This window comes from Roseovarius sp., assembly GCF_040223625.1.
Taxonomy (GTDB): Bacteria; Pseudomonadota; Alphaproteobacteria; order Rhodobacterales; family Rhodobacteraceae; genus Roseovarius.
This window is the reverse complement of sequence record NZ_JAVKFX010000003.1, coordinates 14,037-40,290: the sequence shown is the minus strand read 5'-3', so window position 1 is coordinate 40,290 and position 26,254 is coordinate 14,037. Positions and strand designations below refer to the sequence as shown.

The following is a 26,254-nucleotide window of genomic DNA, read 5'->3' as shown; positions in this document are numbered from 1 at the left end:
CCTCCTTACTTCACGGCGTAGGGCAGGAGCGCGAGGAAGCGGGCGCGCTTGATGGCGCGGGCCAGTTCACGCTGCTTCTTCGCCGAGACGGCGGTGATGCGCGAGGGCACGATCTTGCCGCGCTCGGAGATGTAGCGCTGCAGGAGACGGGTGTCCTTGTAATCGATCTTGGGTGCATTCTCGCCCGAGAAGGGGCAGACCTTGCGGCGGCGGAAAAACGGTTTTGCGGCCATGGTTTAGTGTCCTTTCCTCAGGCTGATCAACGACGCTCGCGGCGGTCGCCGCGGTCTTCTTTCTTCTGCATCTGGACCGACGGACCTTCTTCGTGGTCATCGACCTTGATGGTCAGAACGCGCATGACGTCGTCATGCAGGCGCATCAGGCGCTCCATCTCGTGGATGGCCGGTGCCGGGGCATCGGTCTTGAGAAAGGCGTAGTGGCCCTTGCGGTTCTTGTTGATCTTGTAGGCCATCGTCTTGACGCCCCAGTACTCGCTGTCGACGACCTTGCCGCCGTTGTCCGCGAGGACGGTGCTGAAATGTTCGACGAGACCCTCGGCCTGGGTATTGGACAGGTCCTGGCGCGAGATGAATACATGCTCGTACAGCGGCATGTGAGCTCCACTTCTATCTGGGCGCATTTCAAAGGCGGGCCTTTTCATCCTTTCGCGGCCCGTCCACGAGAGACTGCGCGGTTCATGCGTGATGCGAAAGGAATGCGGGCTATACGACGGATCGCCGGGCTTGGCAAGCGGTGCGCGGCCTGCCGGGATTTTGCCCACGGGCCGCCCCATTGATGGCGTCTTTGCGGGGCAGGGTGGGGCGTAACGAAGACCCAGCGAAGGACCCGCCGCGATGACCGCCTTGCCCGATACCATGACCCAGTTCCAGGCCCATGAGCGCCGCACCGCGCCGCGCCAGCCGGTGGAGATGGCCGAGGGGCCGGGCGTGCTGGCCGGGCGGGTGGCGATGGCCGGGACGGCGATGGCGCTGATGCTGGCGGGGCTGGGCATCTGGTTGTTCCCGGCGCCGGATCACGCGGTGATGCTGGTTAAGCTGGGCGCGTCGCTGGGGATGATCGGGTTCGGGGCGGTGCTGTTGTCGGCGCTGACGGCGCGGCAGGAGATGGCGCGGGTCGAGATCGACACGCAGCGCGACGAGATCCGGACCTATGACCGGGAGTTGCGGGGGCAGGTGTACCTGACCGGGCGCTACCGGATGTCGGAGTTCGCCGAGATCCGGCTGAACAACCGCACGTTCTTTGCGCGCGACACGGCCGGGCAGCTCGTGGTGGCCGTGCCGGTGCGCGGGCGCCGGCAGGGGCGGGCGCTGCGCAAGGCGCTGGCGCTGGCCTGAGTGGCGCGGAGTGCGGGACGGTTTTGGTGTAAGGGGTCGAAATCTTTAAAAGATTTCGGTCCGCTTTCTTTTCAAGAAAGCGGCGCGCGCAGGTAAGTGTTCGTTTCTCCACACGATGTGTTGAATACCGACGGATTGATCGGTCGCGTACAGGGGTTACTCTGTGACGCACGATCGATATGACACATTGTAACAGGAGTTACGCGATGAAGACGACACTGATGGCCGCAGCAATGGCCTTCGCGGCCACCGGCGCCGTTGCCGCGCCCGAGGCTTACACGCTGGATCCCAGCCACAGCCAGGTGGTGTTCAGCTACGAGCACCTCGGCTATTCCACCACCTACGGGATGTTCTCGGGCTTCGAGGGCGAGATCATGTTCGACCAGGAAGACCCGGCGAATTCGTCGGTCGAGGTGTCGATGCCCGTGCGCTCGATGCTGACCGGCTGGGAGAAGCGGTTCGATCACTTCATGTCGGACGATTTCTTCGGAGCGGCCGAGGGCGACATGATCACCTTCACCTCCACGGGCATCGAGGTGACGGGCGAGGATACGGCGAAGATCACCGGCGACCTGACGATCGGCGACACGACGAAGGAAGTGGTGCTGGACGCCACGTTGAACCAGGCGGGCCAGCACCCGATGGAGGGCAAGGCCTGGGCCGGGTTCGATGCGACGGCGACGGTGCTGCGCTCGGATTTCGGGCTGGACAAGTTCGCGCCCAACGTGAGCGACGAGGTCCAGGTGATGATCTCGATCGAGGCCGGCAAGGCGGAGTGAGCCTTTCACAGTTTGGAGAATGGAGGGCCGCCGGGGGAACCTGGCGGCCTTTTTCTGTTTCGGTTGGGGCGCTGCCCGGCGGTGCGCCTTTGGCGCACCTTGATTCCGGGCGGGTGGCCTCAGCCTGTTACCGGCGTTCTGAGCCAGAGCAGCACTGCCAAAGCGATCAGAAGGCCCAGCCAGATGCCGCCATTGACCAGCGTGGAGCGGCGGGCCTGTTTCTTTTCGAACCATGTGCGGGGCGTGATGCCCCGTGAGAGCATGACGACCTGGGCCGCGAGGTTGACGCAGGCGACGTTGACGCAGAGGAGGAGCAGGGCGCCGAGGGCGTAGGCGGGCAGCCCTGCGCCGAGGAAGAGGCCGATGGCGGCGGTGGGGGGCAGGAGCGCCACGGCGACCATCACGCCCACCAGCGCCGAGGAGAGGCCGGTGACGAGCGAGAGCGCCGCGGCGGCGCCGGAGGCCAGCGCGATGGCCATGCCGTCGAAGCCCACGGTCGTGCGGGACATGAGTTCCTTGGAGGTGGCATCCACGGGCCAGACCGCGCCGATCAGCAGGCTGAGGCCGAGCGCCACGGCGATGCCGGCGGCGTTGGTGGTGATGGCGCGGGCCATGAGCTTGCCGTCGCCCAGGGCCACGCCCACGGCGAAAGCGAGGTTGGGGCCGAGAAGCGGCGCGATGACCATGGCGCCCACGACGACGGCGACGTTGTCGGCGATCATGCCGAAGGCCGCGACCACGGTGGAGAGCACGACAAATACGATGTAGTTGCGGTCGGTCTGGGCCTGTTTCCAGACGTTGTTGTAGATCTCCTCGCGCGACTGGCCGCCGCGGTGCTTGCGGGCGTCCTTCTTCGCGGCTTCCTTCTCTTCCTCCTCCTTCTCCTTTTCGGGGAAGGGGATGGTGGTTTCCACGGGCAGGAGGGTGATGCGCCAGCCCTCGCGCCCGCCCATCAGCGATTGCAGGCGGTCGAGGAGGGCCTGCCGCGTGTCCTGCGTGGCGAGGATGTGGACGCAGACATGGTCGGCATTGTGGAGGTCGGCCGTGGCCGTGGTGGAGAGGGCCTCGTGCTCTTCGGCCTGCCGGAGGATATCCGGCAGGGCGTCTTGCGGGGCGGAGACGATGATCTGGCGCAGGCTCATGGGGCCTAGTGTTAGCGCAGGCCTGCGCCGGGGTCACGGGCGTTTGGCGGTCAGGTCGAAGGATATGTCGACGGTGAAGCCGAGCGTGCCTTCGTCCTTGGTGCCGAGGCCGATGTTGAAATCGCGGCGGTCGACGGAAAGGGCGCCCTGGGCGGTGGCGGTGTCGCCCTCGATGGTGAGGGTGAAGGGGAGGGTGACCGGAACGGACTGGTCCTTGATGGTGAGGGTGCCGTCGGCGACGTGGCCCTCCCCTTCGGCGCGGATATCGGCGGTGAAGGTCGCGGTGGGGTGGGTCTCGGCGGCGAAATAGTCGGGGCCCATCGCCTGATCGGTGACGGAGCCGAGGGTGAGGGAGGGGATGGAGACGGTGACGGTGACGTGTTTGCCCTCGGCGTCTGGCTCTTCCGAGTAGGCGATCTCGGCGGTCCAGTCGGAGAAGGTGCCGGAGACGTCGGAGCCCATCTGCGAGACGGTGATGTCGAGCGTGCCCTCCTGCACCTGCCAGTCGCTTTCGACGGCGGCAAGCGCGGGTTCGGTGGCCTGCGCGGGGGCGTGGGAGAAGAGGCCGATGGCCGCGCCGCCGCCGATGGCGGCTGCCCAGATGGCGAGGGCGGTGACGAAAGGCAGGGCTTGGCCTGGCTGGCGGTCGGTGGGTTCGGCGCTTGTGTGGCCGGGCAACATCCGGCGCAGGGTGGCGTCGCGGTCGATGACATGGTGCTTGAGGGCGCCCGCCACGTGGAGGGCGAGGGCGCCGATCAGCACCCATTGGAGGATGTAGTGGAGGGTGGCGCTGGTTTCGGCGACGGCCTCGTCCTTGGGCACGAAGGGGAGGGTCTGGCCGAAGGGCCACCAGATGGGGGCGAAGCCGGAGGTGGCGGCGTGGTGGACCCAGCCGGTGAGGGGGACGAGAACGAGGGAGCCGTAGAGCAGCCAGTGGACGGTGGAGGCCAGCCATGCCTCGGCCGGCTTGTCGCCGTTGAGGAGCTTGGGGTGCGGGTGGGAAATGGCCCAGAGGATACGCAGGAGGGCCACGACAAAGATGGTGACGCCGATCGTCTTGTGCAGCGAGAAGAGGAGGGCGGCGCGGGCGGTGTCGGCCTCGGTCGTGGCGATGTCGGGGTTGCGGACCGCGTGGGCGAGATCGTTGGCGATCAGCCCGAGGGGGATGATCGTCAGGATCAGCAGGGCGGTGAGCCAGTGGAAGCCCTTGGCGACGGCGCCGTAGCTGTGGGTGGTGTTGGCGTAGGGCATGGGTTGTCCGGTGTGTGGTTGGGTTGGGGCAGAGAGTAGACGTGCCGGGTGACAGCACAACCGGAATCGGCGCACAGTTCCGGTGCGCGGGGTGAGGGGCGTTGCCTCTGCCCGGCGGGCGCGGTATCGGGGGGGACGATTTGGAGGGGACTGAGCATATGAGCCGAGCATTCGTATTTCCCGGGCAGGGGGCGCAGAGCATTGGCATGGGGCGCGAGCTGGCCGAGGCCTATCCGGCGGCGAAGGCCGTGTTCGACGAGGTGGACGAGGCGCTGGGCGAGACGCTGAGCGCGCTGATCTGGGAGGGGGAGGCGGACGAGCTGACCCTGACGCAGAACGCGCAGCCGGCGCTGATGGCGACGTCGCTGGCGGCGATGCGGGCGCTGGAGGCCGAAGGCGTGACTGTCGAGGCTGCCGGTATGGTGGCCGGGCATTCGCTGGGCGAGTATTCGGCGTTGGCGGCGGCGGGCGCGCTGAGCGTGGCGGATACGGCGCGGTTGCTGCGGACGAGGGGCCGGGCGATGCAGGAGGCGGTGCCGGTCGGCGTGGGCGCGATGGCGGCTTTGCTGGGCATGGACCTTGAAGGCGCCAGGGCGCTGGCGGCGGATGCGGCCGAAGGTCAGGTTCTGCAGGCCGCGAATGACAACGATCCGAGCCAGGTGGTGATTTCGGGGCACAAGGAAGCGGTCGAGCGGGCCGTCGAGATGGCCAAGGAGCGGGGTGCGAAGCGCGCCATGCTGCTGCCGGTGAGCGCGCCGTTTCATTGCGCGTTGATGGAGCCCGCCGCGAAGGTGATGGAAGAGGCGCTGGCGGGCGTGGAGATTGCCGCGCCGAAGGTGCCGCTGGTGGCCAATGTGCGGGCCGCGGCGGTGAGCGACCCGGACGAGATCAGGGCGCTGCTGGTGGAGCAGGTGACGGGCTCGGTCCGGTGGCGCGAGTCGGTGGAGTTCATGAGCCGCGAGGGCGTGAGCGAGATCTGGGAGATCGGGGCCGGGAAGGCGCTGAGCGGGATGATCCGGCGGATCGACAAGGAGATTGCCTGCCGCGCCGTGGGCGCGCCGGCGGATGTGAGTGCGGCGGCGGAGAGCTTGCGGGGCTGAGGCCCGTGTCAATGGATGAAGTGGGAGCTATAGATGTTTGATCTGACGGGAAAATGCGCGCTGGTGACCGGGGCCTCGGGCGGGATCGGCGGGGCGATTGCCAAGGCGCTGCACGGCGCGGGCGCGACCGTGGCGCTGAGCGGCACGCGAGTCGAGCCGCTGGAGGCGCTGGCGGGGGAGCTGGGCGAGCGGGCGCATGTGCTGCCCTGCAACCTGGGCGATCCGCAGGCGGTCGATTCGCTGCCGAAACAGGCGATCGAGGCGATGGGGGGCCTGGATATCCTCGTGAACAACGCGGGCGTGACAAGGGACCAGCTGTTCATGCGGATGTCGGACGAGGACTGGCAGACGGTGCTGGATGTGAACCTGACCGCGACGATGCGGCTGTGCCGGGCCGTGGTGCGGCCGATGATGAAGGCGCGCTGGGGGCGGATCGTGAATATCAGCTCGGTCGTGGGCACCACGGGCAACGCGGGGCAGGTGAACTATGCCGCCTCGAAGGCGGGCATGGTTGGGATGACCAAGTCGATCGCCCACGAGGTGGCGAGCCGGGGGATTACCGCCAATGCCGTGGCGCCCGGTTTCATTGCCACCGCGATGACCGACAAGCTGTCGGATGCGCAGAAGGAGGCGATCAACACGCAGATTCCCGCCGCGCGCATGGGCACGCCCGAGGAAATCGCCGCAGCCGTCCTATATCTGGCCAGTCCGGAGGCCGGATATGTCACCGGCGCGACCTTGCATGTGAACGGCGGAATGGCCATGATTTAGGGCAGGATGCCCTGCAACTTTGCCGGTAAACCGCGGTTCGGGAAAACATTTGCCAACGGCGCGCCATGTGCTATAGGCGGCGCAGTTTCGAACCGGGGGCGGGCAGGTGTCCTGCCGGCCGATGCCCGTGATGGACGGGCCGAATGAACCGCCCAGAGGGGCACAACCGAAGGCCGCTTCCCGGTGCGGGCAGGGGCGGAAAACGGGCCAGAGCGCCCGAGACAAGATGAGGAACGAAAACATGAGCGATATCGCAGACCGCGTGAAGAAGATCGTTGTCGAGCACCTTGGCGTGGAAGAGGACAAGGTGACGGAAAACGCTTCCTTCATCGATGATCTGGGCGCGGACAGCCTCGACACGGTCGAATTGGTCATGGCCTTTGAAGAAGAATTCGGCATCGAGATTCCCGATGACGCCGCCGAAACGATCCAGACCTTCGGCGACGCGGTCAAGTTCATCAGCGAAGCGCAGTAAGCCACGCCGGACCGACCGCAGGAATGCAGGCCCCCGCTTGAAAAGGCGGGGGCCTTTTGCATGCGCCGGTTGTGGCGGGGAAAGGCTGGACCCGGCGGACGGGCGCCCTATTTGATGGCAGGAGGCCGTTAACGGCGCTCATCATGCCGATTTGGAGATATACCCGAACTCGCATAGACTTCATTTTCCCCGCCGACCGCCGGGCCGGGCGGGAAAAGCCGAATCAAGAGGGCTGCTATCATGATTGTTTATCCCACCCTGGAACTTCACAACGGCAAGGTCGTGTCGCTGACCCGCGGGCGGCTGGAGGAGCCGGTGATCTGGCATGTGGACCCGATCGAGACGGTGCGGAATTATGCCGCCGCCGGGGCGTCGTGGGTGCATGTCACCGATATCAACGCGCTGGCCGGAGACGGCGACAACAACGAACTGCTGGAGAAGATCATCCGCGCCGCGGGCATCCCGGTGCAGCTTGGCGGCGGGTTCCGGTCGCGCGACGGGGTGCATCGCTGGATCGACAAGGGCGCGGGCCGGATCGTCATCGGCACGATGGCCGCGCATGACCCCGACCTGGTGAAGGAGCTGGCGAAGTATCACCCCGACCAGATCGTGCTGGCCGTGGATATCTACGACGGGTCGGTGATGACCGAGGGCTGGCGGACGCGCAGCGCCTTCGTGCCGGAGACCTACGTGGCGGCCTTCGAGGAGGCGCCGCTGGCGGGGATCATCGTGACCGATATCGACGCCGATATCGAGGATACGGATGCGAGCCTTTCGGTGATTTCCGGGCTGGCGAAGCAGACCCGTCACAACGTGATCGCGCGGGGCACGGTGCGCAGCGCCGATGACGTGGCACGGCTGAAATACATCCCCAACATTGCCGGCACGCTGATCGGGCGGGCCCTGCTTTCCAAGGATGTGGACCTCAAGCGGGCGCTGGAAATCGCCGCCGCCGAGGGCGAGCCGATCGCGGAATTCCAGTAGGGTCCGGCCTGCGCGAAACGCGGGGGCGCCGACGCGGGCGCCCCTTTTTCGTTGGGCTTGCCCCTTGGGGGCAAGGCACGGTATGAGCAGCGGACAGAGTTGAGAAAGGGCATAGGTATGCGTCGTGTCGTCGTCACAGGTCTGGGACTGGTTACGCCTCTGGCGGATGGGGTCGAGGAAAGCTGGAAGCGCATACTGGACGGACAGTCCGGGGCCGGCCCTATCCAGAAGTTCGATGCCAGCCGGGTGATCACCAAATATGCCTGCGAGGTGCCCTATGGCGACGGGAGCGACGGGACGTTCAACCCCGACGCCTATCTCGAGCCCAAGGAGCAGCGGAAGGTCGATGATTTCATCCTGTACGGGATGGCCGCGGCCGACCAGGCGGTGAAGGATGCCGGATGGACGCCCGAGGACGAGGAGAGCCGTCTGCGCACGGGCGTGATGATCGGCTCGGGCATCGGCGGGCTGCGTTCGATCGAGCAGACCACGCTTCTGATGCATGAGAAGGGGCCCAAGCGGGTGTCGCCCTTCTTCATTCCCGGCGCGCTGATCAACCTTGTCAGCGGGCAGGTGGGCATTCGCTATGGCTTCAAGGGGCCGAACCATTCGGTGGTGACCGCCTGTTCGACGGGCGCCCATGCCATCGGCGATGCGGCAAGGCTGATCCAGCATGGCGATGCCGAGGTGATGGTGGCCGGCGGGGCGGAATCGGCCATCTGCGAGATCGGGATTGCCGGGTTCAACGCCTGCAAGGCGCTGTCGACCAAGCGCGAGGACGACCCGAAGGCGGCGAGCCGCCCCTATGACGTGGACCGTGACGGGTTCGTCTTGGGCGAGGGCGCGGGCGTGGTCGTGCTCGAGGAATACGAGCACGCCAAGGCGCGGGGCGCGAAGATCTATGCCGAGGTTCTGGGCTATGGCCTGTCGGGCGATGCCTATCACATCACCGCACCCAGCGAGGATGGCGATGGCGGGTTCCGGGCGATGCAGGCGGCGCTGCGCAATGGGGGCCTCGATGCGTCGGAGGTGGATTACATCAACGCGCACGGCACCTCGACCATGGCCGACACGATCGAGCTGAAGGCCGTGGAGCGGCTGTTGGGCGATGCGGCGGGCAAGGCGACGATGAGCTCGACCAAGTCGTCGACCGGCCACCTTCTGGGGGCGGCGGGGGCGATCGAGGCGATCTTCTCGATCCTGGCGATCCGCGACCAGGTGGCGCCGCCGACGATCAACCTCGACAACCCGGCGGTGGAGACGCCGCTTGACCTGGCGCCCAATGCCAAGCGGGAGCGGAAGATCAGCGTGGTGATGTCGAACAGCTTCGGCTTTGGCGGCACCAACGCGTCTGTCGTGATGGGAGCGCCGCGCTGATGTGGCGTAACATTGCGTCGAATTTCCTGACGTTCCTGGTTGTTCTGGTGTTTCTCGTCGCGGGGGTGATCCTGTGGGGGAAGAACGAGTTCAACTCGGCCGGGCCGCTGGACGGCTCGATCTGCCTGCGGGTGGACCGGGGCAGCAACATGCGGCGGGTGTCGGAGGAGCTCGAGGAGCGGGGTGCCGTGAGCAGCAGCACGATCTTTCGGATCGGGGCGGATTACACCGGCAAGGACGGGCTGCTGAAGGCCGGGAGCTGGCTGATCCCCGAGGGGGCGACGATGGCCGAGATCACCGATCTGGTGACCCGCGGCGGGGCGAGCACCTGTGGCACGGAAGTGGTCTACCGCATCGGGGTGACGCAGGTCGAGGCGCAGGTGCGTGAGCTGGACCCGGCGACGGAGGCCTATCGCGAGGTCGTGGAATTCGACCTGCTGAGCGAGGCGGAGAAGCCGGGCGAATATACCGAGGTGGTGGCGCAGGCCGACACGCGGTTCCGGATCAACATCGCCGAGGGCGTGACGAGCTGGCAGATCGTGACCGCGCTCAATGCCGTGGAGGTGATGGAAGGCGAGATCGGGGGCGTGCCGCCCGAGGGGAGCCTTGCGCCCTATAGCTACGAGGTGGAACGGGGCGACGTGCGGGCCGAGCTGCTGGACCGGATGAAGGAGATCCAGAAGACGCGGCTGGCCGCGGCGTGGGAGGCACGGGACGATGACCTGCCGCTGGAAGACCCGGCCGACGTGCTGATCCTGGCCTCGATCATCGAGAAGGAGACCGGCGTGCCGGAAGAGCGCGGGCAGGTGGCGAGCGTGTTCGTGAACCGGCTGCGGCGGGGGATGCGGCTTCAGACCGACCCGACGGTGATCTACGGCATCACCAATGGCGAGGGGGTTCTGGGCCGGGGGTTGCGGCAGAGCGAGCTTCGGCAGGCAACGCCTTACAATACCTACGTTATTCAAGGCCTGCCGCCGACGCCGATCGCCAACCCGGGCGAGGCGAGCCTGATGGCCGCGGTGCAGCCGGCGGAGACGGATTACGTGTTCTTCGTGGCCGATGGCTCGGGCGGGCATGCGTTCGCCGAGACGCTGGACGAGCATAACGAGAACGTCGCCCGCTGGCGCGAGCTGGAAGCGCAGCGGCAGAACCAGTAGGCGGATCAGGCCGGGCGCGAGGGCGCCCGGCCTGCGCGCCAAACCTTAAGAAAATGTAATCATTACGGGCGGTTGGGTTGCGAGGCTCAGCCGCTTTTCATTGACATTTGCGGTGAGTACAAGTATAGGTTGTGCTTGCGTGCCGATGGGTCAGGGGGACCGGGGCGGAAGCTGTCGGTCACAGGCAGCGAGCGTCGCCCACCCGGAAAGGTGCACGCGTCACGAGCGGTGAAACATGATTCTGATAACACGGGACGACGGGCCTTCGGGCCTGGCGGCCTCGGTCGGGCTGATCGAACGCCAGATGGCGGAGATGCGGGCCGAGCTGGAGGTCATTCACGCACGGATCAGGGAAGGTGAGCTGGAGGGCATCAGGGATGCCGCCAGGATCACGGCCGATATCCGGCACTGGTTGAAACTTGCACTGGAAGCGGAGGTGCAATTTGCAAAATTCAAAGCGAAAGACAGAGGGATCGTGCGGGATTACGCCCTCGATTTCACGGAAGCCAGAGATTCTATCCGGGGCCGCCTGGCTCGTCTCGGAGGGGGCGGCGGCGCAGGCTGAGTTCCTCGACAGCCTGAGCGACGGGGAGATCCTGGCGCTGCCCTACCTGTTCGAGTTCTGGGCGATGGCGCATCAGATGCCGCCCGAGGGCGACTGGCGGGCCTGGGTGGCGATGGGCGGGCGCGGGGCGGGAAAGACCCGCGCCGGGGCCGAATGGGTCAGGGCGCAGGTGGAGGGCGGCAAGCCGCTCGACAAGGGGCGGTGCCGGCGGGTGGCGCTGGTGGCCGAGACGGTGGACCAGGCGCGCGACGTGATGGTGTTCGGCGAGAGCGGCATCCTCGCCTGTTCACCGCCCGACCGGCGGCCGGAGTGGCAGGCGACAAGGCGGCGGCTGGTCTGGCCCAACGGGGCGGCGGCGCAGGTGTTCTCGGCCAGCGAGCCGGAGAGCTTGCGGGGGCCGCAGTTCGATTGCGCCTGGGCCGACGAGTATGGCTGCGCCGCGATCGACAAGGGGACGAACCAGCCCAACAAGTTCCTCGATCCGAAATCGTCGGAAAGTTCCGTGCCGCATTTCTCGACCGGGCAGCAGGACGAGCTGATCCAGTTCCAGTACCTGCGGGCGATGGCGGGGTATTGGGGCGATCCGGCCAACAACCCGGTGTCGGAGGAATATGGCGGGCCGATGGTGGACATGACGCATGCCTATGCCTGGGCGTGGGATGCGCGGCCCTATCCGTTTTTTCCCAATGATACCGAGCGCTGGGCGGATGGCGAGAATTACCTGCGGGGGCACTGGATCACCGGGCGGGTGACGGCGTGGCGGCTGGCCTCGGTGGTGGAGGAGGTTTGCGGCCGGACGGGGCTGGAGGATTGCGACACGGGCGGGCTGCACGGGCATGTGCGCGGCTACCTGGTGGAGCAGGTGGCCGAGCCGCGGGCGGCGTTGCAGCCTTTGGCGTTGCGCTACGGGTTTGATGCGGTGGAGCGGGGCGGCGCGTTGGTCTTCCGGCAGCGGGACGGGCTGACGGATCACGTGGTCGATGTGGACCGCGTGGTGCGCGATGACGAGCGCGACGGTGCGATCGAGGAGGTGCGCGGGAGCGAGGTGGAACTGGCGGGCCGGGTCAGGCTGCGCTTCATCGAGGCGGGGGCGGATTACGACGTGATCTCGGAAGAGGCGGTGCTGGGCGTGGATGACGCGACGGTGTCGACCTCGGAGATCCCGCTGGCGATGACGCGCGCCGAGGGGCGGCAGACGGTGGAACGGTGGCTGTCGGAATCGCGGGTGGCGACGGACATGGTGCGGCTGACGCTGCCGCGGTCGCGGCTGGCAGTGGGCGCGGGGGACGTGATCGCGCTGCCCGAGGAGGGCGGGCAGGGGCATTTCCGGGTCGACCGGGTCGAGATGCTGGCCCATGCCCAGAAGCTGGAGGCGATCCGGATCGAGCGGGAGAGTTACCGGCCGGTGCTGGTGGAGCCGGAAGTGGGGCCGCTGCGCGGCTTCGATGCGCCGGCGCCGGTGACGCCTTTCTTCCTGGACCTGCCGCTGATGACCGGCGAGGAGGTGCCGCATGCCCCGCACGTGGCGGTGACGGCGCGGCCCTGGCCGGGCTCGGCGGCGGTCTACGTGGCGGACGGGGGCGAGGATTTCCGGCTGGACCAGGTGCTGGAGGCGCGGACGCCGATCGGCGTGACGGAGAGCGCGTTGCTGCCGGCGCCGGCCGGGGTATTCGACCGGGGGCCGGCGCTTCGGGTGCGGATGCTGCATGGCGGGCTGGAAAGCGTGGGCGACAGCCGGCTGCTGTCGGGGGCGAACCTGTGTGCGATCGGGGATGGCAGCCCGGGGGGCTGGGAGTTGGTCCAGTTTCGCGATGCGGCGCTGGTGGGGGTGGACACCTACGAGATCGGGCATCGGCTGCGGGGGCAATTGGGGACGGAGGTCGAGGCGATCTGGCCTGCGGGGTCTTACCTCGTGCGGTTGGACGGGACGCCGAGGCAGATCGGCCAGACCGAGGGGCAGATCGGGCAGGCGCGGCATTACCGGGTGGGGCCGGCGAACCGGCCGGTGGATGATGCGGCCTACGTGCATACGGTGCTGGCCTTCGAGGGGGCGGGGCTGCGGCCGTTGAGCCCGGTGCATTTGGATGTGGACGGGGAGCCCGGTGAGGATATGGTTTTCGGCTGGGTGAGGCGGACGCGGATCGGGGGCGACCGGTGGGAGACGCCGGAGGTGCCGCTGGGCGAGGAGGCAGAGCGGTATGTCGTGCGGGTGGTGCAGGGCGAGAGCGTGCTGCGCGAGGAGATGGTGAGCGCGCCGGGGTGGACCTACACGGCCGGGGCGCAGGCGGCGGACGGGCTGGCGGGGGCGTTCGAGCTGCGGGTGGCGCAGGTCTCGGCGCTTGTGGGCGCTGGGCGGTTCGCGGTGCTGGGGCTGGTGGCGTAGGGGGGGCGAAGCCAGCTTCGTGGCGGCTTGGGGGAGCGGTGGGTTGGCACCCACCCCACCATTGGCTCCGCAGGGCTTGACCGGGGGCCTCCGGCGGAGCGAGGTCCCGGCTCGGGGGCCGGGACGGGGAGGCGCCGGGTGTCGTTACCCGCTGGCGCAGTCGACGCAGCGGGTGGCGGCCGGATCGAGGCGCAGGCGGCCGGGCGCGATGGCCTCGCCGCAATCCTCGCAATAGCCGAATTCGCCCTCGTCCATGCGGGCGAGGGCCGCTTGCAGCCGGGCGCGTTCGGTCTTGCGGCGGGCGCTGGTGGCCTTGGCCATGGCCTGGTTCTGCAGGGCATCCATCCGGCTGAGCCGGCCGACGGCCTGTTGGTCGAGTTCCACCGTGGCCTGGCCCGCTTCGCCCATCTGGTCCTCCGCGTCCAGTTCGGCCATGCGGGCGGCGATCAGGTCGCGTAAGGTCTTCAGGCTCTCTTCATTCATTTTGGTGAAAGCTCCCATCACGCCTTTGCATTTTACCTGCCGTCCCTAAATGGTATAGTTCGGCACGCCCATGAGGAGCAATGACATGGCTGAAACCCGCACCAAACTGGCCGAGCTCGACCCGGTCTGGGCCCGGATCCGGTCCGAGGCCGAAGAGTCCGTCGAGCATGAACCGCTTCTGGGCGGGGTCGTGCATTCTTCGATCATGCACTACAAGACACTGGAATCGGCGCTGGCCTACCGGGCGTCGATGAAGCTGACCTCGAACGAGATGTCCGAGCAGATCCTGCGGGAAATCTGCGACATGGCCTATGCCGACGACGACAGTCTCGGGCTGGCGGCACGGGCCGATATCGTGGCGGTCTACGACCGCGACCCGGCCTGTGACCGGTTCCTGCTGCCGATGCTGTTCTTCAAGGGGTTCCAGGCGATCCAGGCCTATCGCGTGGCGCATTGGCTGTGGCGGAAGGGGAGGCGCGACATGGCGCGGTTCTTCCAGATGCGCGGCTCTGAGGTGTTCGGCGTGGATATCCACCCCGCCGCGAGGATCGGCAAGGGGATCATGATCGACCACGCCCATTCGATCGTCATCGGCGAGACGGCGGTGGTGGGTGACAACGTGTCGATGCTGCACTCGGTCACGCTGGGCGGGACCGGCAAGGAAGAGCAGGACCGGCACCCGAAGATCGGCGATGGCGTGCTGATCGGGGCGGGGGCCAAGGTTCTGGGTAACATCAAGGTCGGCCATTGCAGCAGGATCGCCGCCGGGTCGGTGGTGCTTCAGGAGGTGCCGCCCTGCAAGACCGTGGCCGGCGTGCCCGCGAAGATCGTGGGCGAGGCGGGCTGCGACCAGCCGTCAGTGAACATGGACCAGTTGCTGGGCGTGCGTTGACGAGACAACGCCCGTGACCGTGTAGAAAACGAAAAGCCCCGGAGGTGATCCGGGGCTTTGCCGTTTCCGGCGTTTCGATGGGCCGTCAGATCGGGGAGTTGAACTCTTCTTCCTCGGCATCGCGCTTCTTCTGGGCGCGCTTGTAGGCGAAGACCTCGTCGCGCGGGGTCCAGTTGTAGCGGGTGTCCTTGCGGACGATTTCCCAGAACAGGTCGCCGGCGTTGCGCCACGGGTCGAGCACGATGCTGTCTTCCATGCGGTCGCCGCGGCGGCCGAGGATGGTGGTCGAGTGTTCTAGCCAGAGGTTGTTGTAATTCGCAATGGCGCGGTGGATCTCGAGGGTCTTGAACCGTTCCATCTGCAGGCGGATGTCGAGGTCATGCGCCCAGTGCCAGCAGAGGCCGCGGGGCTTCTGGCCGAAATTGACCTTGGTGTTGTGCGCCAGCGGGCTGCTGTCTTCGATCTGGTACTCGATGACGAGCTGGTCGACATAGGTGTAGACGACACGCGCCGCGCGGGCCGCTTCCTCGGGGTCGACGCCGGGGCCGAGGTTGAGGAAGGCCTGGCGGAGCTTGTCGATCTCGGCGGCGTGCTTCTGGGCCGAGGCATCGCGGAAGGACTGGTCGAACAGCTTGGGCGGCGGCACGGTGCGTACCTTGCGGGTGCCGTATTCCGTTTCCGTTTCGGTGATCGTGCCGCTGGAGGCGGTACTGCTGCCGGGGGCGAGGGTGTTCACGTTGTCCGAGAAGCTGGCCGAGGTGACGGGCGCGCGCGCATCGTTGGGGGCTTCGACGCAACCCATGGCAAGCAGGAGGAGCGGAACGGCTGCGAACCGTTTGGCAGTCGGGATCATGTACACGGAATCCAATCGTCGTTGGCACTTTCCGGGCAAGCTAGTGTCGGCGGGGGGGGAAGTCGATAGAAGGGCGCAGATTGTGCGCCGGGGGTGGCCGCGGCGCATCAGTTGGCGATCACGTTTTCGTCAGTTTCGGGGACGCTCCCCCCGCCTGTGGGCGGGGGGATGCGAAGACGGCCGGGTCAGGCCAGCATGACCATGGGGTTTTCGAGGTTCTGGACGATCTGTTCCAGAAGCTGGGCGCCGAGGGCGCCGTCGATGACCCGGTGATCGACCGAGAGGGTGACCGACATGACCGTGGCCACGGTCAGCTCGCCATCCTCGCCCACCACGGGTTTCTTCACGCCCGAACCCACGGCAAGAATGCCGCCATGGGGCGGGTTGATGACGGCGTCGAAATTGTCGATGCCGAACATGCCGAGGTTGGAGATGGCGAAGCTGCCGCCCTGGTATTCTTGCGGCGCGAGTTTGCGGTCGCGGGCGCGGGAGGCGAGGTCTTTCATCTCGGCCGAGAGGGTCGAGAGCGACTTCATGTCGGCATCCTTCAGGACCGGGGTGAAGAGCCCGCCCTCGATCGCCACGGCAACGGCCACGTCGGAGGCCTTCATCTTCAGCACCCGGTCGCCCGCCCAGACGGCGTTCGCGTCCGGCACCGCTTGCAGGGCAAGGGCGCTGGCCTTGATGATGAAGTCGTTGACCGACAGTTTGACGCCACGGCCCTCGAGCTGCTTGTTGAGCTGGCTGCGGAACTTCAGAAGGGCGTCGAGCCTGATATCCCGGCGCAGGTAGAAATGCGGGATGGTCTGCTTGGCCTCGGTCAGGCGGGCGGCGATGGTCTTGCGCATCCCGTCGAGCTTGACCTCCTCGTAGTCGCGGCCCTCGTACATGGCGGCGACGGCATCGGCGGAGGGGCCGGCGGGCGCGGCGGCCGGGGCTGCGGCGGGAGCGGCTTTTTCCTCGGCCTTGGCGGGGGCGGCGCCGGGTTTGGCGTCTTCCACGTCAGCCTTCACGATGCGGCCATGGGGGCCGGAGCCCTTGATCTGGCCGAGGTCGAGCCCCTTTTGCGCGGCGATCCGCCGGGCGAGGGGGGAGGCGAAGATGCGCTCGCCCTTGTCGTCTTTCGGGGCGGCGGGGGCCGGGGTGTCGGATTTGGCCTCGGGCGCGCCACCGCCGCCGCCTTCGGGTGTGGCGGCGGGTTTCTCGGCCTTATCGTCGCCGGCGCTGCCGCCGCCGGAGGGTTCGGATTTGGGCGCGGAGGCTTCGCTGTCGATATCGGAGGCGTCCTCGCCTTCTTCCAGCAGCACCGCGATGGGGGTGTTGACCTTGACCCCTTCGGTGCCTTCCTCGATCAGGATCTTGCCGATGGTGCCCTCGTCGACGGCTTCGAACTCCATCGTCGCCTTGTCGGTCTCGATCTCGGCCAAGAGGTCGCCGGAATTGACCGTGTCACCTTCCTTGACCAGCCACTTGGCCAGCGTGCCCTCTTCCATGGTCGGAGACAGGGCGGGCATGAGAATTTCGGTAGGCATTCGTTGATCTCCTTACCGGTAGGTGACTTGTTTCACCGCCTCGAGCACTTCGGCGGTCGAGGTCAGGGCCAGCTTTTCGAGGTTGGCGGCGTAGGGCATCGGCACGTCCTTGCCGGTGCAGTTGATGACCGGCGCGTCGAGATAGTCGAAGGCGCGTTCCATCAGCGTGGCCGAGATGTGGTTGCCGATGGAGGCGACGGGCCAGCCTTCCTCGACCGTGACGCAGCGGTTGGTCTTCATGACCGACTTGATCACGGTGTCGTAGTCGAGCGGGCGCAGGGTGCGCAGGTTGATGACCTCGGCGTTGATACCATCCTCGGCCAGCTTCTCGGCGGCTTCCATGGCGTAGGTCATGCCGATGCCGAAGCTGACGATGGTGACGTCGTCGCCCGCGCGTTCGATGCGGGCCTTGCCGAAGGGGATGGTGAAATCGTCAAGCACCGGCACCTCGAAGCTCTTGCCGTAGAGGATCTCGTTTTCGAGGAAGATCACCGGGTTGGGATCGCGGATCGCGGTCTTCAGCAGCCCCTTGGCGTCCGAGGCGGAATAGGGCATCGCCACCTTGAGCCCCGGGATATGGCTGAACCAGGCGGCAAAATCCTGGCTGTGCTGCGCGGCGACCCGGGCGGCGGCGCCATTGGGACCGCGAAACACCATGGGCGCGCCCATCTGGCCACCGGACATGTAAAGCGTCTTGGCGGCGGAATTGACGATCTGGTCCATCGCCTGCATGGCGAAGTTGAAGGTCATGAATTCGACGATGGGTTTCAGCCCGCCAAAGGCCGCGCCGACGGCGAGACCGGTAAAGCCGTGTTCGGTGATCGGGGTGTCGATGACACGCTTGGGGCCGAACTCGTCGAGCAGGCCCTGGGAGATCTTGTAGGCGCCCTGGTATTCGCCGACCTCCTCGCCCATCAGAAAGACGTCGTCGTCACCGCGCATTTCCTCGGCCATGGCGTCGCGCAGCGCGTCGCGCACGGTTTGCTGCCGCATTTCGGTGCCTTCGGGCCAGTCGGGTTCGGCCTGGGATGGTCCCGAACCTGATCCTGCCTGCCCCGGACCTGATCCGGGGGGGGCGGCTTCCTGGTCTTTGTCCGCGGCTGCGTCGCGCGGCAGGGCCTGAGGCCCCGGGTCGGGGGCCGGGGCGGTGGTCGTTGCGGCCTCGGTCTTGATATCCTCGGCGCTTTCACCCTCTTCCACCAGCACGGCGATGGGGGTGTTGACCTTGACGCCCTGGGTGCCTTCGGAGATCAGAATCCGACCCAGCGTGCCTTCGTCGACCGCTTCGAACTCCATCGTCGCCTTGTCGGTCTCGATCTCGGCGATGATGTCGCCCGAGCTGACGCTGTCGCCTTCCTTGACCAGCCATTTGGCCAGCGTGCCTTCTTCCATCGTCGGCGAGAGGGCGGGCATGAGAATTTCGGTGGCCATGGCTCACGGCTCTCCTTTTTCGGGCGCGAGGAAGCCCACGATGTTGCCTTCGCCGTCCTCGACATAGGCGGCACGGCCGATGCCGGGGTAATCGGCGGGCGGCAGCGCCTCGGCGCCGCCATTGGCCAGCGCCCATGCGTAGCGGTCGTCGCAATCAGCAACCTCGAAGGTCAGCGTGCAGCCGCGCACCGGGGTGCCGGAGGCCGGGGCCTCGCCCATGCGCTGCATCATGCCGCCGGTGAGGCCGGCGTCGAGGCCGGGGCCGGAAATCAGGTGATAGGCAATTTCTTCAGCGCCGGGCATCGGTTCGAAGGACCAGCCAAAGAGGCCGCTGTAGAAGGTCCGGGCGCGCACCGGATCGGCGACGTGAATTTCGAAATGTGCGGGCATCAGCGGGCCTCCGCGTAGATGTCTGTCCAGAGTTCGTCGAGCGCCGGTTCCGGGCTCTCGCGGGCAAATTCGGCGGAGTCGTTGACCACCTTCTTGATTTCCTTGTCGATCGCCTTGAGATCCTCTTCGCTGGCATGTTTGCCCTCGAGCAGCATGGCGCGGACATGTTCGATCGGGTCGCGTTCCTCGCGCATTTTCTGCACCTCTTCGCGGGTGCGGTATTTCGCCGGGTCCGACATCGAATGGCCGCGGTAGCGGTAGGTTTTCACCTCGAGGATATAGGGGCCCTTGCCGGCGCGGCAGTGGCCCACCGCCTTTTCGCCCGCCGTCTTGACCGCCAGCACATCCATGCCGTCGACCACCTCGCCGGGGATGCCGAAGGCCTCGCCGCGGGTGTGCAGATCGGGGGTCGAGGTCGAGCGCTGTTGGGCGGTGCCCATGGCGTATTGGTTGTTTTCAATGACAAAAACCACTGGCAGAGCCCAGAGCGCGGCCATGTTGAATGTTTCATAGACCTGGCCCTGGTTGGCGGCGCCATCGCCGAAATAGGTGAAGGTGACGCGGCCGTTTTCCTTGTAGCGGTCGGCAAAGGCCAGGCCCGCGCCAATCGGCACCTGGGCGCCGACGATACCATGGCCGCCGTAGAAATGCTTTTCTTTCGAGAACATGTGCATCGAGCCGCCCTTGCCCTTGGAATAGCCGCCCTCGCGGCCGGTCAGCTCGGCCATCACGCCGCCCGGGTCCATGCCGCAGGCCAGCATATGGCCATGGTCGCGATACGAGGTGACGCGCTTGTCGCCCTCTTCGGCGGCGGCCTCGAGGCCGACGACAACCGCCTCCTGACCGATGTAGAGGTGGCAGAAGCCGCCGATCAGCCCCATGCCGTAAAGCTGGCCGGCCTTTTCCTCGAACCGCCGGATCAACAGCATGTCGCGGTAATATTGCGTCAGCTCGTCCTTGGAAATGTTGGGTTTTTTCGTCGCTCTGCGCGCGGCCATTGCGGCGCCCTCCCGGAGGCGAATTGTTTAGTGTTAAACTATAGCCTAGCCCAAGCGGCCCCCGGGTGGAAAGGGGGCTTTCCCGCTGCACCTGCGAAGGGCGGGTCAGCGAATGACGATCTCGTCGCTGCGGATCAGGCCCAGCACCTCGCGCGCCTGCTGATCGAGCAGGTCGAGGTCGAGATATTCGTCGGACAGCCGTCGGGTGAGATTTTCCATTTCCGCCAGCTCGGCGCGCAACACGTCGCGCTCGGCCTCGAGGCGGGCGGCATTGTCGAGGATTTCCGCCCGCCGGAACAAGCCGTAATCCCCTTGCACGGCGGCAAAGGTGAAATAGGCCCCCAGAGTGAACGCGATGGCGAACACGCTTAACGGGACGATGTTCCGGCGGGTCGGATGTGTGCTCATGGTCTGCCTCAATGCATCTCTGACGGATGCTGTAGGGCCACTATGACACAGGTGATTCGCCATGTGAATCCCTATTGCGAATCCTTGCGTGAATTATGTGCGATTCTCGCCCGTTGCCGTCAGAAATCTTGGCCAGCCGCCGGCATCGGGGTATCACTTGGGCATGAGGGTTCTGGTGCTTCTTTTCGTGGCGATGCTTGCGCTTGCCGCCTGTGCGCCGCGCGGCGTGCTGCATCTGGTTCGGGGCGCCGACGAAGGCGATGTGCGGCAGATTTTCGTCGCCTCGAACCGGGTGCTGAAACATGACAACGGGGTGCAGTTTTCCGGGCGGCGTGGCACGCGGCTGTATTTCTCGCGGCTCGACGTGTCGGTGCCGCCGGTGCATCGCGATGGTCGGATCGAGCGCCCGGCGCCGGAGGCCGCACCCGATCCGGCCCGGCATTTCGTGCTCTCGGGGGCCTATGCCTTTCCCACGTTGGCGGATTTCCTGGCCGGGGTGGCCAAGGCGCCGGGCGGGGCGGAGGAGGTCTTTGTCTATGTGCACGGCTACAACACCAACAATGCCGAGGCGACCTATCGGCTGGCCCAAATGGCGCATGACTTCGATGCCGAGGTTCCGGTCGTGTCGTTTTCCTGGCCGTCCGGCGGCGATCCGCGCGGCTATGTCTATGACCGTGACAGCGTGATCCACTCCCGCGACGCGCTGGAAGAGCTGCTCGTGGCGCTGACGCGGCACCGCAAGGTCTATCTGGTGGCGCATTCCATGGGGTCGCAACTGGTGATGGAGACGCGCGGCAGATCTCGATCGCCCGGAACACCGCCGTTCTGCACAAGATCAGCGGCGTGACGCTGATCTCGCCCGATATCGACCCGGAAGTCTTTGTCGTGCAGGCGGGCCGGATCACGCCGTTTCCGCAGCCCTTCATCCTGATGACATCGACCCGCGATTCGATCCTCGATCTGGCGGCCTGGATCGCCGGCCGACCGCGGCGGCTGGGCGAGATCACGACGGCGGACGAGCTGGGCGGGCTGCCGGTGACCGTGATCGACCTGAGCGATTTTGCCGATCCCGGCCAGAACGGACATGACACGGCCTTTGCGGCGCCCCGGGCCATCGAATATTTCCGGAACTTCCATGGCCTGAAATGAGCCGCGACGCGGCGGCTCAGGCGGCCCTGTTCTGCGCCGCGTCGCGGGTCAGCGCGGCCATGCGATAGAAGCCATGCGCCATCTTGGAATAGGGCGTAAGCAGAAAGAAGGTCAGCACCGCGCCGAGATGCAACGGCAGCAGCCAGGCCACGGCGGAGGTGCCGGTCGCGGCGTAAAGCGCGAGGCCCGAGACCGCGACGGCAAAGAGCAGCAGGACAAAGGCCATCTCGCCGCCCCAGGCGGCGGGGGCCCCCAGCTCGGGATCGGCCTTGAGCTTGAGCCAGGCGAGCCCGGCACACCCCACGCTGAGCAGCAGGCCGCCGGGAACCCCGAGCAGCTTGGGCAGGCTGAAGAATCCATAAGGCGCCTCTATTCCGAAGGCGTAGTGCAGCACGGTGCCGCTCGCGGTCGAGGCAAAGCTCAGCAGGAAGCCGTAAAGCACAGCCTGATGAAAATGCCGCCGCGCCTGGCTGAAACGGTCCTCGTCCTCGAAGTTGCAGCCGTCGCCATGGCCGCCGTCGAGGTTCTTCATCCGGCCGGCCGAACGCAGCGCGCCCCAGATATCGCCGGGCCGGACCGGGCCGCCGCCGACGGTGCGCCAATAGCCGCGCAGCGACACCGCGATGGCGAGCAGGGGCAGCAGGAACGCCGGGGTAAAGATCGTCACCATCAGCCCGTGGGACATATAGGCGTAGAAACCGGCGCCGCTGTCGGGGCGCAGCGCCTGCGCCAGGGCGAAGATCAGCGCAAAGCCCAGCACCAGCCCGCCGGCCATCAGCACGCCCGACCGGTCGAACAGATGCGCAAAGCCGCGCGGCCAGGCGTGATCCTTCCAGCTTGCCTGCCGCACCTCGGCCAGCGCCCGGGGCAGGTTGAGGTCGAACTCGTGCGGTGCGGTGTATTGGCAGGCGTAGTAGCAGCCGCGGCAGTTGTGGCAGAGATTGGCGAGCTGGGTGATGTCGCCGTCGCTGAAAGCACGTTCGCGGTGCAGGGCAGGGAAGACCGAGCAATAGCCTTCGCAATAGCGGCAGGCGTTGCAGATCTCGGCCTGGCGGCGGGCTTCCTGGATCAGGTCAGTTTGCATGGGCTGCGGCCTCCTTGCCTGCGATACGTCCAAAGACGGTGCCGATGGTCATGCCGAACCCGGCGAGATAACCCTGGCCGAGGATCGACCCGGCCATCGTCTCGCCTGCGGCCCAGAGATTGGTGACGGGGCGGTCGCCGATGCGGCATTGCGCGTTTTCGTCCACCTTGAGCCCCAGATAGGTGAAGGTGACACCGGTTCTCAGCGAGTAGCTGTAAAACGGTGGCTCGGTGATCGGGCGGGCCCAGTTGGTCTTGGGCGGAGTGAGGCCGCTGGTGGAGACGCCGTCAAGCTCGGTCGGGTGAAATCCCGAAGGATCGCCGCAGGCGGCGTTGAACTCGTCGACCGTGGCGCAGAGCTTGTCTGGCGGCAGGCCCATCTTTTCCGCCAGCTCCGGGAGCGTCGCGGCCTCGATCGGTGGAAACACCGAGGGCATGAAGAGCTTGAGCGATTTCGCGTCGATGATGACATAGCCCACCTGATCGGGCTGTGCCGCTACCAGCCGGCCCCAGATGGCATAGCGCTTGGGCCAGACATCCTCGCCCTCGTCGTAAAAGCGCTGCGCCTCCTTGTTGACCACGATGGAAAACGGCACGCAATCCAGCCGGGTGACGATGCCGCCATCGAATTTCGGCGCACGGCCGTCGATGGCGACGGCGTGGCACTGCGTCGGGTCGCCCACCTGTTCGACGCCCTGGTCCAGCAGGTCGGACAGCACGACGCCACGATTGTAGGGGGTGCCGCGGATCAGGAAATTCCGGGCTGCCGGTCCCCAAGCGCGGGCGAGCCAATCGGTATCGGCCTGAAACCCGCCCGAGGCGACGACGACAGATTTGGGTGTCACGGTCTTCTCTTCGCCGGCGTGGGTAAAGGTCACCTGGGCGATCCGGTCATCCGCGAGGTCCAGATGTGTCACCGCCGCCTCGTAGAGCACCTCGACCCCCAACGCCTCGGCGGTGCGGTAATAGGCGTTCACCAGGCCCTTGCCGCCGCCGAGGAAAAAGGCATTCGTCCGCGCCAGTGACAGTGTGCCCGACAGCGAGGGTTGAAACCGCACGCCATGCGCTTCCATCCAGGGCAGGCAGTCCTCGGAGGTGCGGATGGCGAGGCGCGCCAGGTGTTCGTCGGTCTTGCCGCCGGTCACCTTCATCAGATCGGAAAAATATTCCTCTTCGGAATAGCTCTCGACCAGCGGGCCCAGGGGGCCGCTGTGCATGCAGCGAAAATTGCGGGTGTGGCGCGAATTGCCGCCGCGATAGGGCTTGGGCGCGGTCTCCAGGATGAGAACCCGTGCGCCCGCTTCGGCGGCGGTGATCGCGGCGCAAAGCGCGGCATTGCCACCGCCGATCACGGCGATGTCGTAGCTGTCGGGAATGGCTGTCATGGCTGTCCTCTAGGTGTCGTCGTGGCCCCGGTCGCGCTCGCGCAGGGCGCGGATGCGCATGCGCTGCGCGGCTTCGATATGGGCGCGCATCTGCGCCTCGGCGGCGGCGCCGTCGCGGGCCTGAAGTGCCGCCATGATGTCGCGATGCTCGCTCACCGCCTCGTCGGCGCGCTGGCCGTCCAGGAGCTGCGACGGCCCGAGGATCAGCAGCGCCTTTTGCAGCGACAGCATCGACCGGGCAAGAAAGCGGTTCTTGGCCGCATCGAGAAGCGTGGCGTGGAAAATGCGGTTGATCCGCGTCGCCTCGGGGCCGGTTCCGGCTTCGGCCAGCTGGTCGTTCAGCGCGCCGAGTTCGTCCAGTTCCACATCCGAGGCGGCCCGCGCCGCCAGCCGCGCGGCGGTGCCCTCAAGCACGGCGCGCATCTCGTAAAGCTCCATCACCTCGGCATAATCGAGGCTGCGCACGGTGGCGCCCTGGCGCGGCACATGGGCGACCAGCCCGTCGGCCTCGAGCTGTCGGATCGCTTCGCGCACCGGCGTGCGCGAGACGTTCAGACGCTCGGCCAGCTCGGTCTCGCGCAGGCGATCACCGGGGAGCAATTGCCCCTCGCGGATCTCGTCCAGCAGGCGGGTGTAGGTCGAACTGCCTTGCGGTCCGGGCTGTGACGCGTCGTCCTGGTCGCTCATCTCATTTCCTCGGCATTGGTATCCATATGTATACAACTGGATACATAAGCGGTCAACCCTTGTTTCCGTCGCCCAGACGGCAAAAGCGCGGCTGCACAAAGAAAAAGACGGCGCGCAGGACTGCGGCCGTCTTTGGCAAGGCTCCGGGGCGGGGGGGAGGGTCAGATTCGGACCTCGGGGTTGATCATGTGGATCGGCCGGCCTTCGGCAAAGGCGTTCACCTGCGCGAAGATATCGCTGAACTGAAGATCGAATTCGTCCTCGGTGACAAAGCCGATATGCGGCGTGCAGATCAGCCTGGGGTGCGACAACAGCGGATCGTCGGGATCGGTCAGCGGCTCGGTCTCGAATACATCGACCGCCGCCATGCCGGGGCGCCCGGCGTTCAGCGCGTCAAGCAGCGCGCCCGGTGCCACCAACCCCGCGCGTGAGGTGTTCACAAAGAGCGCCCCGTCCTGCATTTCGGCGAAATCCGCTGCGGTGACGATACCGCGGGTGTCGGGCTTCAGCCGGATATGGATCGAGACCACGTCGCTTTCGGCGAAAAACGCCGCGCGGCTTTCGGCCACGGTTTCGCCCGCTGCCCGGGCGCGGGCCCGGCCGGCCTCGGAGCTCCACCAGACCACCTTCATTCCGAAGGCGCGGGCGTAGTCCGCCACGGCGCCGGCGATCCGGCCATAGCCGTAAAGACCCAGCGTGCGGCCGCGCAGGGTCTTGCCGACGCCCATCTGCCAATGCCCGGCCCGGGCCGAGGCCATCTGTTGCGGGATCTGCCGCATCGCCGCGAGGATCAGGCCAAAGGTCAGCTCCGCCGCGGCATAAGACGGCGTGCCGGAATGCATGTTGGAACACAGCAGCACGCCGGTGTCGGTGCAGGCCGGAACATCCACATGCGGATAGACGCTGCGCTGCGAGATCAGCCGCAGGTTCGGCAGGCGTTGCAACAGCCCGCGGGTCACCTTGGTCCGTTCGCGAAAGAGCACCAGCGCCTCGGCGTCGTGCAGGCGGTCTGCCAGGGCGGCCTCGTCAGGCGCGTGATCGGTCCAGACCGTCACCTCGTGCCCGTCGAGCAGGCGAAAACAGGGCAGGCCGCGCAGCGTGTCGAACCAATCGTCGAGGATGTGGACCTTCATCGGCTTTCCACCCCCGCGCCGGGGTGCAGGCTGCGCGGCGTGGCGACGAACACCTCGCCATCGAGGGCTGTCAGGGCGTTGCGGATGCGGGTCCGCGTGGCCAGAAGGTGGGTGTATTGCGCGTCGCAGCCGGCAATCGGGCCGGGGTACTCCGCAAGGTCGCGGGTCACCTCTTGCAGCGCCGCATGCAGATGCGCCCGAGCCTTGGCAATCTCCGACATGGTGCCTCCGTCATTTGTGTATACCGAGGTATACCAAATTTCCCGGCCGGATCAATCCCGCCAGTCAGCCTTGCCCCGAGAGCGCCGTGAGTGCCTTGCTCACCCGCTGGTGCAGCTCGGTCATGGTGCGGGTATCGCCTTCGCGTGCCTCGATCTTCTTGACCAGGTCGAAGCGAAGCCTTTCCAGATTGGCGACAGCGGAGCGGAGTTGATCGTATTCTGACATGGGTCCTTTTCCCTCGATGCGACAGAAGAACGGATATGCGGATG

General features: G+C 66.5%; 30 protein-coding genes. 13 read left to right on the top strand and 17 right to left on the bottom strand.

The features are described 5' to 3' along the window. Positions 1-5 precede the first annotated feature (5 nt). On the bottom strand, positions 6-233 hold the full coding sequence (rpsR, locus tag RLN94_RS00580) for a 30S ribosomal protein S18 (protein WP_005608650.1): 228 nt from the start codon (positions 231-233) through the stop codon (positions 6-8). A 26-nt stretch (positions 234-259) separates the two neighbouring features. Beyond that, positions 260-613 (bottom strand): 30S ribosomal protein S6, encoded by a 354-nt coding sequence (gene rpsF / locus RLN94_RS00575; RefSeq protein ID WP_350124868.1) that lies wholly within the window; start codon positions 611-613, stop codon positions 260-262. A 241-nt stretch (positions 614-854) separates the two neighbouring features. On the opposite strand from rpsF, the gene RLN94_RS00570 reads away from it, so the two are divergent. Together RLN94_RS00570 and RLN94_RS00565 are read left to right on the top strand one after the other, a co-directional pair. Then, complete coding sequence (locus tag RLN94_RS00570; RefSeq protein WP_350124865.1) at positions 855-1,355, top strand: hypothetical protein; 501 nt, start codon at positions 855-857, stop codon at positions 1,353-1,355. Between the two features lie 206 nt (positions 1,356-1,561). Further along, a complete protein-coding gene (locus RLN94_RS00565; protein WP_350124862.1) occupies positions 1,562-2,134 on the top strand; it encodes a YceI family protein in 573 nt (190 codons plus the stop codon). Between the two features lie 119 nt (positions 2,135-2,253). Here RLN94_RS00565 and RLN94_RS00560 read toward each other — a convergent pair whose 3' ends face one another. Together RLN94_RS00560 and RLN94_RS00555 are read right to left on the bottom strand one after the other, a co-directional pair. Beyond that, complete coding sequence (locus tag RLN94_RS00560; protein ID WP_350124859.1) at positions 2,254-3,276, bottom strand: TIGR00341 family protein; 1,023 nt, start codon at positions 3,274-3,276, stop codon at positions 2,254-2,256. Between the two features lie 33 nt (positions 3,277-3,309). Beyond that, on the bottom strand, positions 3,310-4,527 hold the full coding sequence (locus RLN94_RS00555) for a cytochrome b/b6 domain-containing protein (RefSeq protein WP_350124856.1): 1,218 nt from the start codon (positions 4,525-4,527) through the stop codon (positions 3,310-3,312). 158 nt (positions 4,528-4,685) lie between these two features. Here RLN94_RS00555 and fabD point away from each other — a divergent pair, with 158 nt between their 5' ends. The 8 genes from fabD to RLN94_RS00515 all read left to right on the top strand — a co-directional run bounded on the left by fabD (position 4,686) and on the right by RLN94_RS00515 (position 13,339). Beyond that, positions 4,686-5,627, top strand: a complete 942-nt coding sequence (gene fabD, locus RLN94_RS00550) for an ACP S-malonyltransferase (protein WP_350124853.1) — start codon at positions 4,686-4,688, stop codon at positions 5,625-5,627. Between the two features lie 33 nt (positions 5,628-5,660). Continuing rightward, entirely contained in the window at positions 5,661-6,398 is a 738-nt protein-coding gene (fabG, locus tag RLN94_RS00545) for a 3-oxoacyl-[acyl-carrier-protein] reductase (protein ID WP_350124850.1), read from the top strand. A 241-nt stretch (positions 6,399-6,639) separates the two neighbouring features. Then, a complete protein-coding gene (locus tag RLN94_RS00540; protein WP_057819526.1) occupies positions 6,640-6,873 on the top strand; it encodes an acyl carrier protein in 234 nt (77 codons plus the stop codon). A 240-nt stretch (positions 6,874-7,113) separates the two neighbouring features. Continuing rightward, positions 7,114-7,857: a 1-(5-phosphoribosyl)-5-[(5-phosphoribosylamino)methylideneamino] imidazole-4-carboxamide isomerase gene (locus RLN94_RS00535; protein WP_350124846.1), complete on the top strand. Its 744-nt coding sequence runs from the start codon at positions 7,114-7,116 to the stop codon at positions 7,855-7,857. A gap of 117 nt (positions 7,858-7,974) precedes the next feature. Further along, the gene (fabF, locus tag RLN94_RS00530) at positions 7,975-9,234 is read left to right on the top strand and encodes a beta-ketoacyl-ACP synthase II (RefSeq protein ID WP_350168336.1); all 1,260 of its coding nucleotides are present in this window, start codon (positions 7,975-7,977) and stop codon (positions 9,232-9,234) included. Beyond that, positions 9,234-10,391 carry an endolytic transglycosylase MltG gene (mltG, locus tag RLN94_RS00525; RefSeq protein ID WP_350124840.1) on the top strand — a complete coding sequence of 386 codons (1,158 nt, stop codon included), beginning with the start codon at positions 9,234-9,236 and terminating at the stop codon, positions 10,389-10,391. The genes fabF and mltG overlap by 1 nt, the downstream gene beginning before the upstream one ends. 235 nt (positions 10,392-10,626) lie before the next feature. After that, a complete protein-coding gene (locus tag RLN94_RS00520) occupies positions 10,627-10,956 on the top strand; it encodes a hypothetical protein (RefSeq protein ID WP_350124837.1) in 330 nt (109 codons plus the stop codon). A gap of 64 nt (positions 10,957-11,020) precedes the next feature. After that, a complete protein-coding gene (locus RLN94_RS00515; RefSeq protein ID WP_350124834.1) occupies positions 11,021-13,339 on the top strand; it encodes a baseplate megatron protein TIM-barrel domain-containing protein in 2,319 nt (772 codons plus the stop codon). 144 nt (positions 13,340-13,483) lie between these two features. Here RLN94_RS00515 and RLN94_RS00510 read toward each other — a convergent pair whose 3' ends face one another. After that, on the bottom strand, positions 13,484-13,822 hold the full coding sequence (locus RLN94_RS00510) for a TraR/DksA family transcriptional regulator (RefSeq protein WP_350124831.1): 339 nt from the start codon (positions 13,820-13,822) through the stop codon (positions 13,484-13,486). Positions 13,823-13,907: 85 nt separating this feature from the next. On the opposite strand from RLN94_RS00510, the gene cysE reads away from it, so the two are divergent. Then, positions 13,908-14,714 (top strand): serine O-acetyltransferase, encoded by an 807-nt coding sequence (cysE, locus tag RLN94_RS00505; RefSeq protein ID WP_350124828.1) that lies wholly within the window; start codon positions 13,908-13,910, stop codon positions 14,712-14,714. Positions 14,715-14,799: 85 nt separating this feature from the next. Here cysE and RLN94_RS00500 read toward each other — a convergent pair whose 3' ends face one another. The 6 genes from RLN94_RS00500 to RLN94_RS00475 all read right to left on the bottom strand — a co-directional run bounded on the left by RLN94_RS00500 (position 14,800) and on the right by RLN94_RS00475 (position 20,326). Next, complete coding sequence (locus RLN94_RS00500) at positions 14,800-15,567, bottom strand: hypothetical protein (protein WP_350124824.1); 768 nt, start codon at positions 15,565-15,567, stop codon at positions 14,800-14,802. A 185-nt stretch (positions 15,568-15,752) separates the two neighbouring features. Further along, positions 15,753-17,099 (bottom strand): pyruvate dehydrogenase complex dihydrolipoamide acetyltransferase, encoded by a 1,347-nt coding sequence (locus tag RLN94_RS00495; protein WP_350124821.1) that lies wholly within the window; start codon positions 17,097-17,099, stop codon positions 15,753-15,755. A gap of 12 nt (positions 17,100-17,111) precedes the next feature. Further along, complete coding sequence (locus RLN94_RS00490) at positions 17,112-18,530, bottom strand: pyruvate dehydrogenase complex E1 component subunit beta (RefSeq protein ID WP_350168332.1); 1,419 nt, start codon at positions 18,528-18,530, stop codon at positions 17,112-17,114. A gap of 3 nt (positions 18,531-18,533) precedes the next feature. Further along, a complete protein-coding gene (locus RLN94_RS00485) occupies positions 18,534-18,920 on the bottom strand; it encodes a VOC family protein (protein WP_048532075.1) in 387 nt (128 codons plus the stop codon). Next, on the bottom strand, positions 18,920-19,918 hold the full coding sequence (gene pdhA, locus RLN94_RS00480; protein ID WP_048532074.1) for a pyruvate dehydrogenase (acetyl-transferring) E1 component subunit alpha: 999 nt from the start codon (positions 19,916-19,918) through the stop codon (positions 18,920-18,922). The genes RLN94_RS00485 and pdhA overlap by 1 nt, the downstream gene beginning before the upstream one ends. A gap of 105 nt (positions 19,919-20,023) precedes the next feature. Beyond that, complete coding sequence (locus RLN94_RS00475) at positions 20,024-20,326, bottom strand: FtsB family cell division protein (protein ID WP_048532073.1); 303 nt, start codon at positions 20,324-20,326, stop codon at positions 20,024-20,026. 163 nt (positions 20,327-20,489) lie between these two features. Here RLN94_RS00475 and RLN94_RS00470 point away from each other — a divergent pair, with 163 nt between their 5' ends. Both RLN94_RS00470 and RLN94_RS00465 read left to right on the top strand, forming a co-directional pair. Continuing rightward, the gene (locus RLN94_RS00470) at positions 20,490-21,173 is read left to right on the top strand and encodes an alpha/beta hydrolase (protein ID WP_083416027.1); all 684 of its coding nucleotides are present in this window, start codon (positions 20,490-20,492) and stop codon (positions 21,171-21,173) included. Then, the gene (locus RLN94_RS00465; RefSeq protein WP_074836661.1) at positions 21,170-21,475 is read left to right on the top strand and encodes an alpha/beta hydrolase; all 306 of its coding nucleotides are present in this window, start codon (positions 21,170-21,172) and stop codon (positions 21,473-21,475) included. Before RLN94_RS00470 ends, RLN94_RS00465 begins: the two co-directional genes overlap by 4 nt. 16 nt (positions 21,476-21,491) lie before the next feature. Here the strand turns inward: RLN94_RS00465 and tcuB are convergent, their stop codons facing one another. From tcuB to RLN94_RS00435, 6 genes are all read right to left on the bottom strand, one after another. Next, positions 21,492-22,559: a tricarballylate utilization 4Fe-4S protein TcuB gene (gene tcuB, locus RLN94_RS00460; protein WP_074836662.1), complete on the bottom strand. Its 1,068-nt coding sequence runs from the start codon at positions 22,557-22,559 to the stop codon at positions 21,492-21,494. Further along, entirely contained in the window at positions 22,549-23,934 is a 1,386-nt protein-coding gene (gene tcuA / locus RLN94_RS00455) for an FAD-dependent tricarballylate dehydrogenase TcuA (RefSeq protein ID WP_074836803.1), read from the bottom strand. The genes tcuB and tcuA overlap by 11 nt, the downstream gene beginning before the upstream one ends. Positions 23,935-23,952: 18 nt before the next feature. Continuing rightward, entirely contained in the window at positions 23,953-24,630 is a 678-nt protein-coding gene (locus RLN94_RS00450; protein WP_048532070.1) for a GntR family transcriptional regulator, read from the bottom strand. A 161-nt stretch (positions 24,631-24,791) separates the two neighbouring features. Continuing rightward, positions 24,792-25,763, bottom strand: coding sequence for a D-2-hydroxyacid dehydrogenase family protein (locus RLN94_RS00445; RefSeq protein ID WP_074836663.1), 972 nt, complete (start codon positions 25,761-25,763; stop codon positions 24,792-24,794). Then, positions 25,760-25,984 carry a hypothetical protein gene (locus tag RLN94_RS00440; protein ID WP_074836664.1) on the bottom strand — a complete coding sequence of 75 codons (225 nt, stop codon included), beginning with the start codon at positions 25,982-25,984 and terminating at the stop codon, positions 25,760-25,762. Before RLN94_RS00440 ends, RLN94_RS00445 begins: the two co-directional genes overlap by 4 nt. A gap of 64 nt (positions 25,985-26,048) precedes the next feature. Next, a complete protein-coding gene (locus tag RLN94_RS00435) occupies positions 26,049-26,210 on the bottom strand; it encodes a hypothetical protein (RefSeq protein ID WP_158499032.1) in 162 nt (53 codons plus the stop codon). Between the last annotated feature and the right edge of the window lie 44 nt (positions 26,211-26,254).

Coding starts and splice junctions, on each gene's coding strand:
- RLN94_RS00535 (WP_350124846.1), top strand. CDS start 7,114: ATGATTGTTTATCCCACCCTGGAACTTCACAACGGCAAGGTCGTGTCG.
- RLN94_RS00520 (WP_350124837.1), top strand. CDS start 10,627: ATGATTCTGATAACACGGGACGACGGGCCTTCGGGCCTGGCGGCCTCG.
- RLN94_RS00570 (WP_350124865.1), top strand. CDS start 855: ATGACCGCCTTGCCCGATACCATGACCCAGTTCCAGGCCCATGAGCGC.
- RLN94_RS00445 (WP_074836663.1), bottom strand. CDS start 25,763: ATGAAGGTCCACATCCTCGACGATTGGTTCGACACGCTGCGCGGCCTG.
- RLN94_RS00515 (WP_350124834.1), top strand. CDS start 11,021: ATGGCGCATCAGATGCCGCCCGAGGGCGACTGGCGGGCCTGGGTGGCG.
- RLN94_RS00470 (WP_083416027.1), top strand. CDS start 20,490: ATGAGGGTTCTGGTGCTTCTTTTCGTGGCGATGCTTGCGCTTGCCGCC.
- RLN94_RS00485 (WP_048532075.1), bottom strand. CDS start 18,920: ATGCCCGCACATTTCGAAATTCACGTCGCCGATCCGGTGCGCGCCCGG.
- RLN94_RS00560 (WP_350124859.1), bottom strand. CDS start 3,276: ATGAGCCTGCGCCAGATCATCGTCTCCGCCCCGCAAGACGCCCTGCCG.
- RLN94_RS00555 (WP_350124856.1), bottom strand. CDS start 4,527: ATGCCCTACGCCAACACCACCCACAGCTACGGCGCCGTCGCCAAGGGC.
- tcuB (WP_074836662.1), bottom strand. CDS start 22,559: ATGCAAACTGACCTGATCCAGGAAGCCCGCCGCCAGGCCGAGATCTGC.
- RLN94_RS00540 (WP_057819526.1), top strand. CDS start 6,640: ATGAGCGATATCGCAGACCGCGTGAAGAAGATCGTTGTCGAGCACCTT.
- fabG (WP_350124850.1), top strand. CDS start 5,661: ATGTTTGATCTGACGGGAAAATGCGCGCTGGTGACCGGGGCCTCGGGC.
- RLN94_RS00565 (WP_350124862.1), top strand. CDS start 1,562: ATGAAGACGACACTGATGGCCGCAGCAATGGCCTTCGCGGCCACCGGC.
- fabD (WP_350124853.1), top strand. CDS start 4,686: ATGAGCCGAGCATTCGTATTTCCCGGGCAGGGGGCGCAGAGCATTGGC.
- RLN94_RS00435 (WP_158499032.1), bottom strand. CDS start 26,210: ATGTCAGAATACGATCAACTCCGCTCCGCTGTCGCCAATCTGGAAAGG.
- rpsF (WP_350124868.1), bottom strand. CDS start 613: ATGCCGCTGTACGAGCATGTATTCATCTCGCGCCAGGACCTGTCCAAT.
- RLN94_RS00450 (WP_048532070.1), bottom strand. CDS start 24,630: ATGAGCGACCAGGACGACGCGTCACAGCCCGGACCGCAAGGCAGTTCG.
- RLN94_RS00490 (WP_350168332.1), bottom strand. CDS start 18,530: ATGGCCACCGAAATTCTCATGCCCGCCCTCTCGCCGACGATGGAAGAA.
- RLN94_RS00475 (WP_048532073.1), bottom strand. CDS start 20,326: ATGAGCACACATCCGACCCGCCGGAACATCGTCCCGTTAAGCGTGTTC.
- RLN94_RS00500 (WP_350124824.1), bottom strand. CDS start 15,567: ATGATCCCGACTGCCAAACGGTTCGCAGCCGTTCCGCTCCTCCTGCTT.
- RLN94_RS00440 (WP_074836664.1), bottom strand. CDS start 25,984: ATGTCGGAGATTGCCAAGGCTCGGGCGCATCTGCATGCGGCGCTGCAA.
- pdhA (WP_048532074.1), bottom strand. CDS start 19,918: ATGGCCGCGCGCAGAGCGACGAAAAAACCCAACATTTCCAAGGACGAG.
- cysE (WP_350124828.1), top strand. CDS start 13,908: ATGGCTGAAACCCGCACCAAACTGGCCGAGCTCGACCCGGTCTGGGCC.
- RLN94_RS00495 (WP_350124821.1), bottom strand. CDS start 17,099: ATGCCTACCGAAATTCTCATGCCCGCCCTGTCTCCGACCATGGAAGAG.
- mltG (WP_350124840.1), top strand. CDS start 9,234: ATGTGGCGTAACATTGCGTCGAATTTCCTGACGTTCCTGGTTGTTCTG.
- fabF (WP_350168336.1), top strand. CDS start 7,975: ATGCGTCGTGTCGTCGTCACAGGTCTGGGACTGGTTACGCCTCTGGCG.
- rpsR (WP_005608650.1), bottom strand. CDS start 233: ATGGCCGCAAAACCGTTTTTCCGCCGCCGCAAGGTCTGCCCCTTCTCG.
- RLN94_RS00510 (WP_350124831.1), bottom strand. CDS start 13,822: ATGAATGAAGAGAGCCTGAAGACCTTACGCGACCTGATCGCCGCCCGC.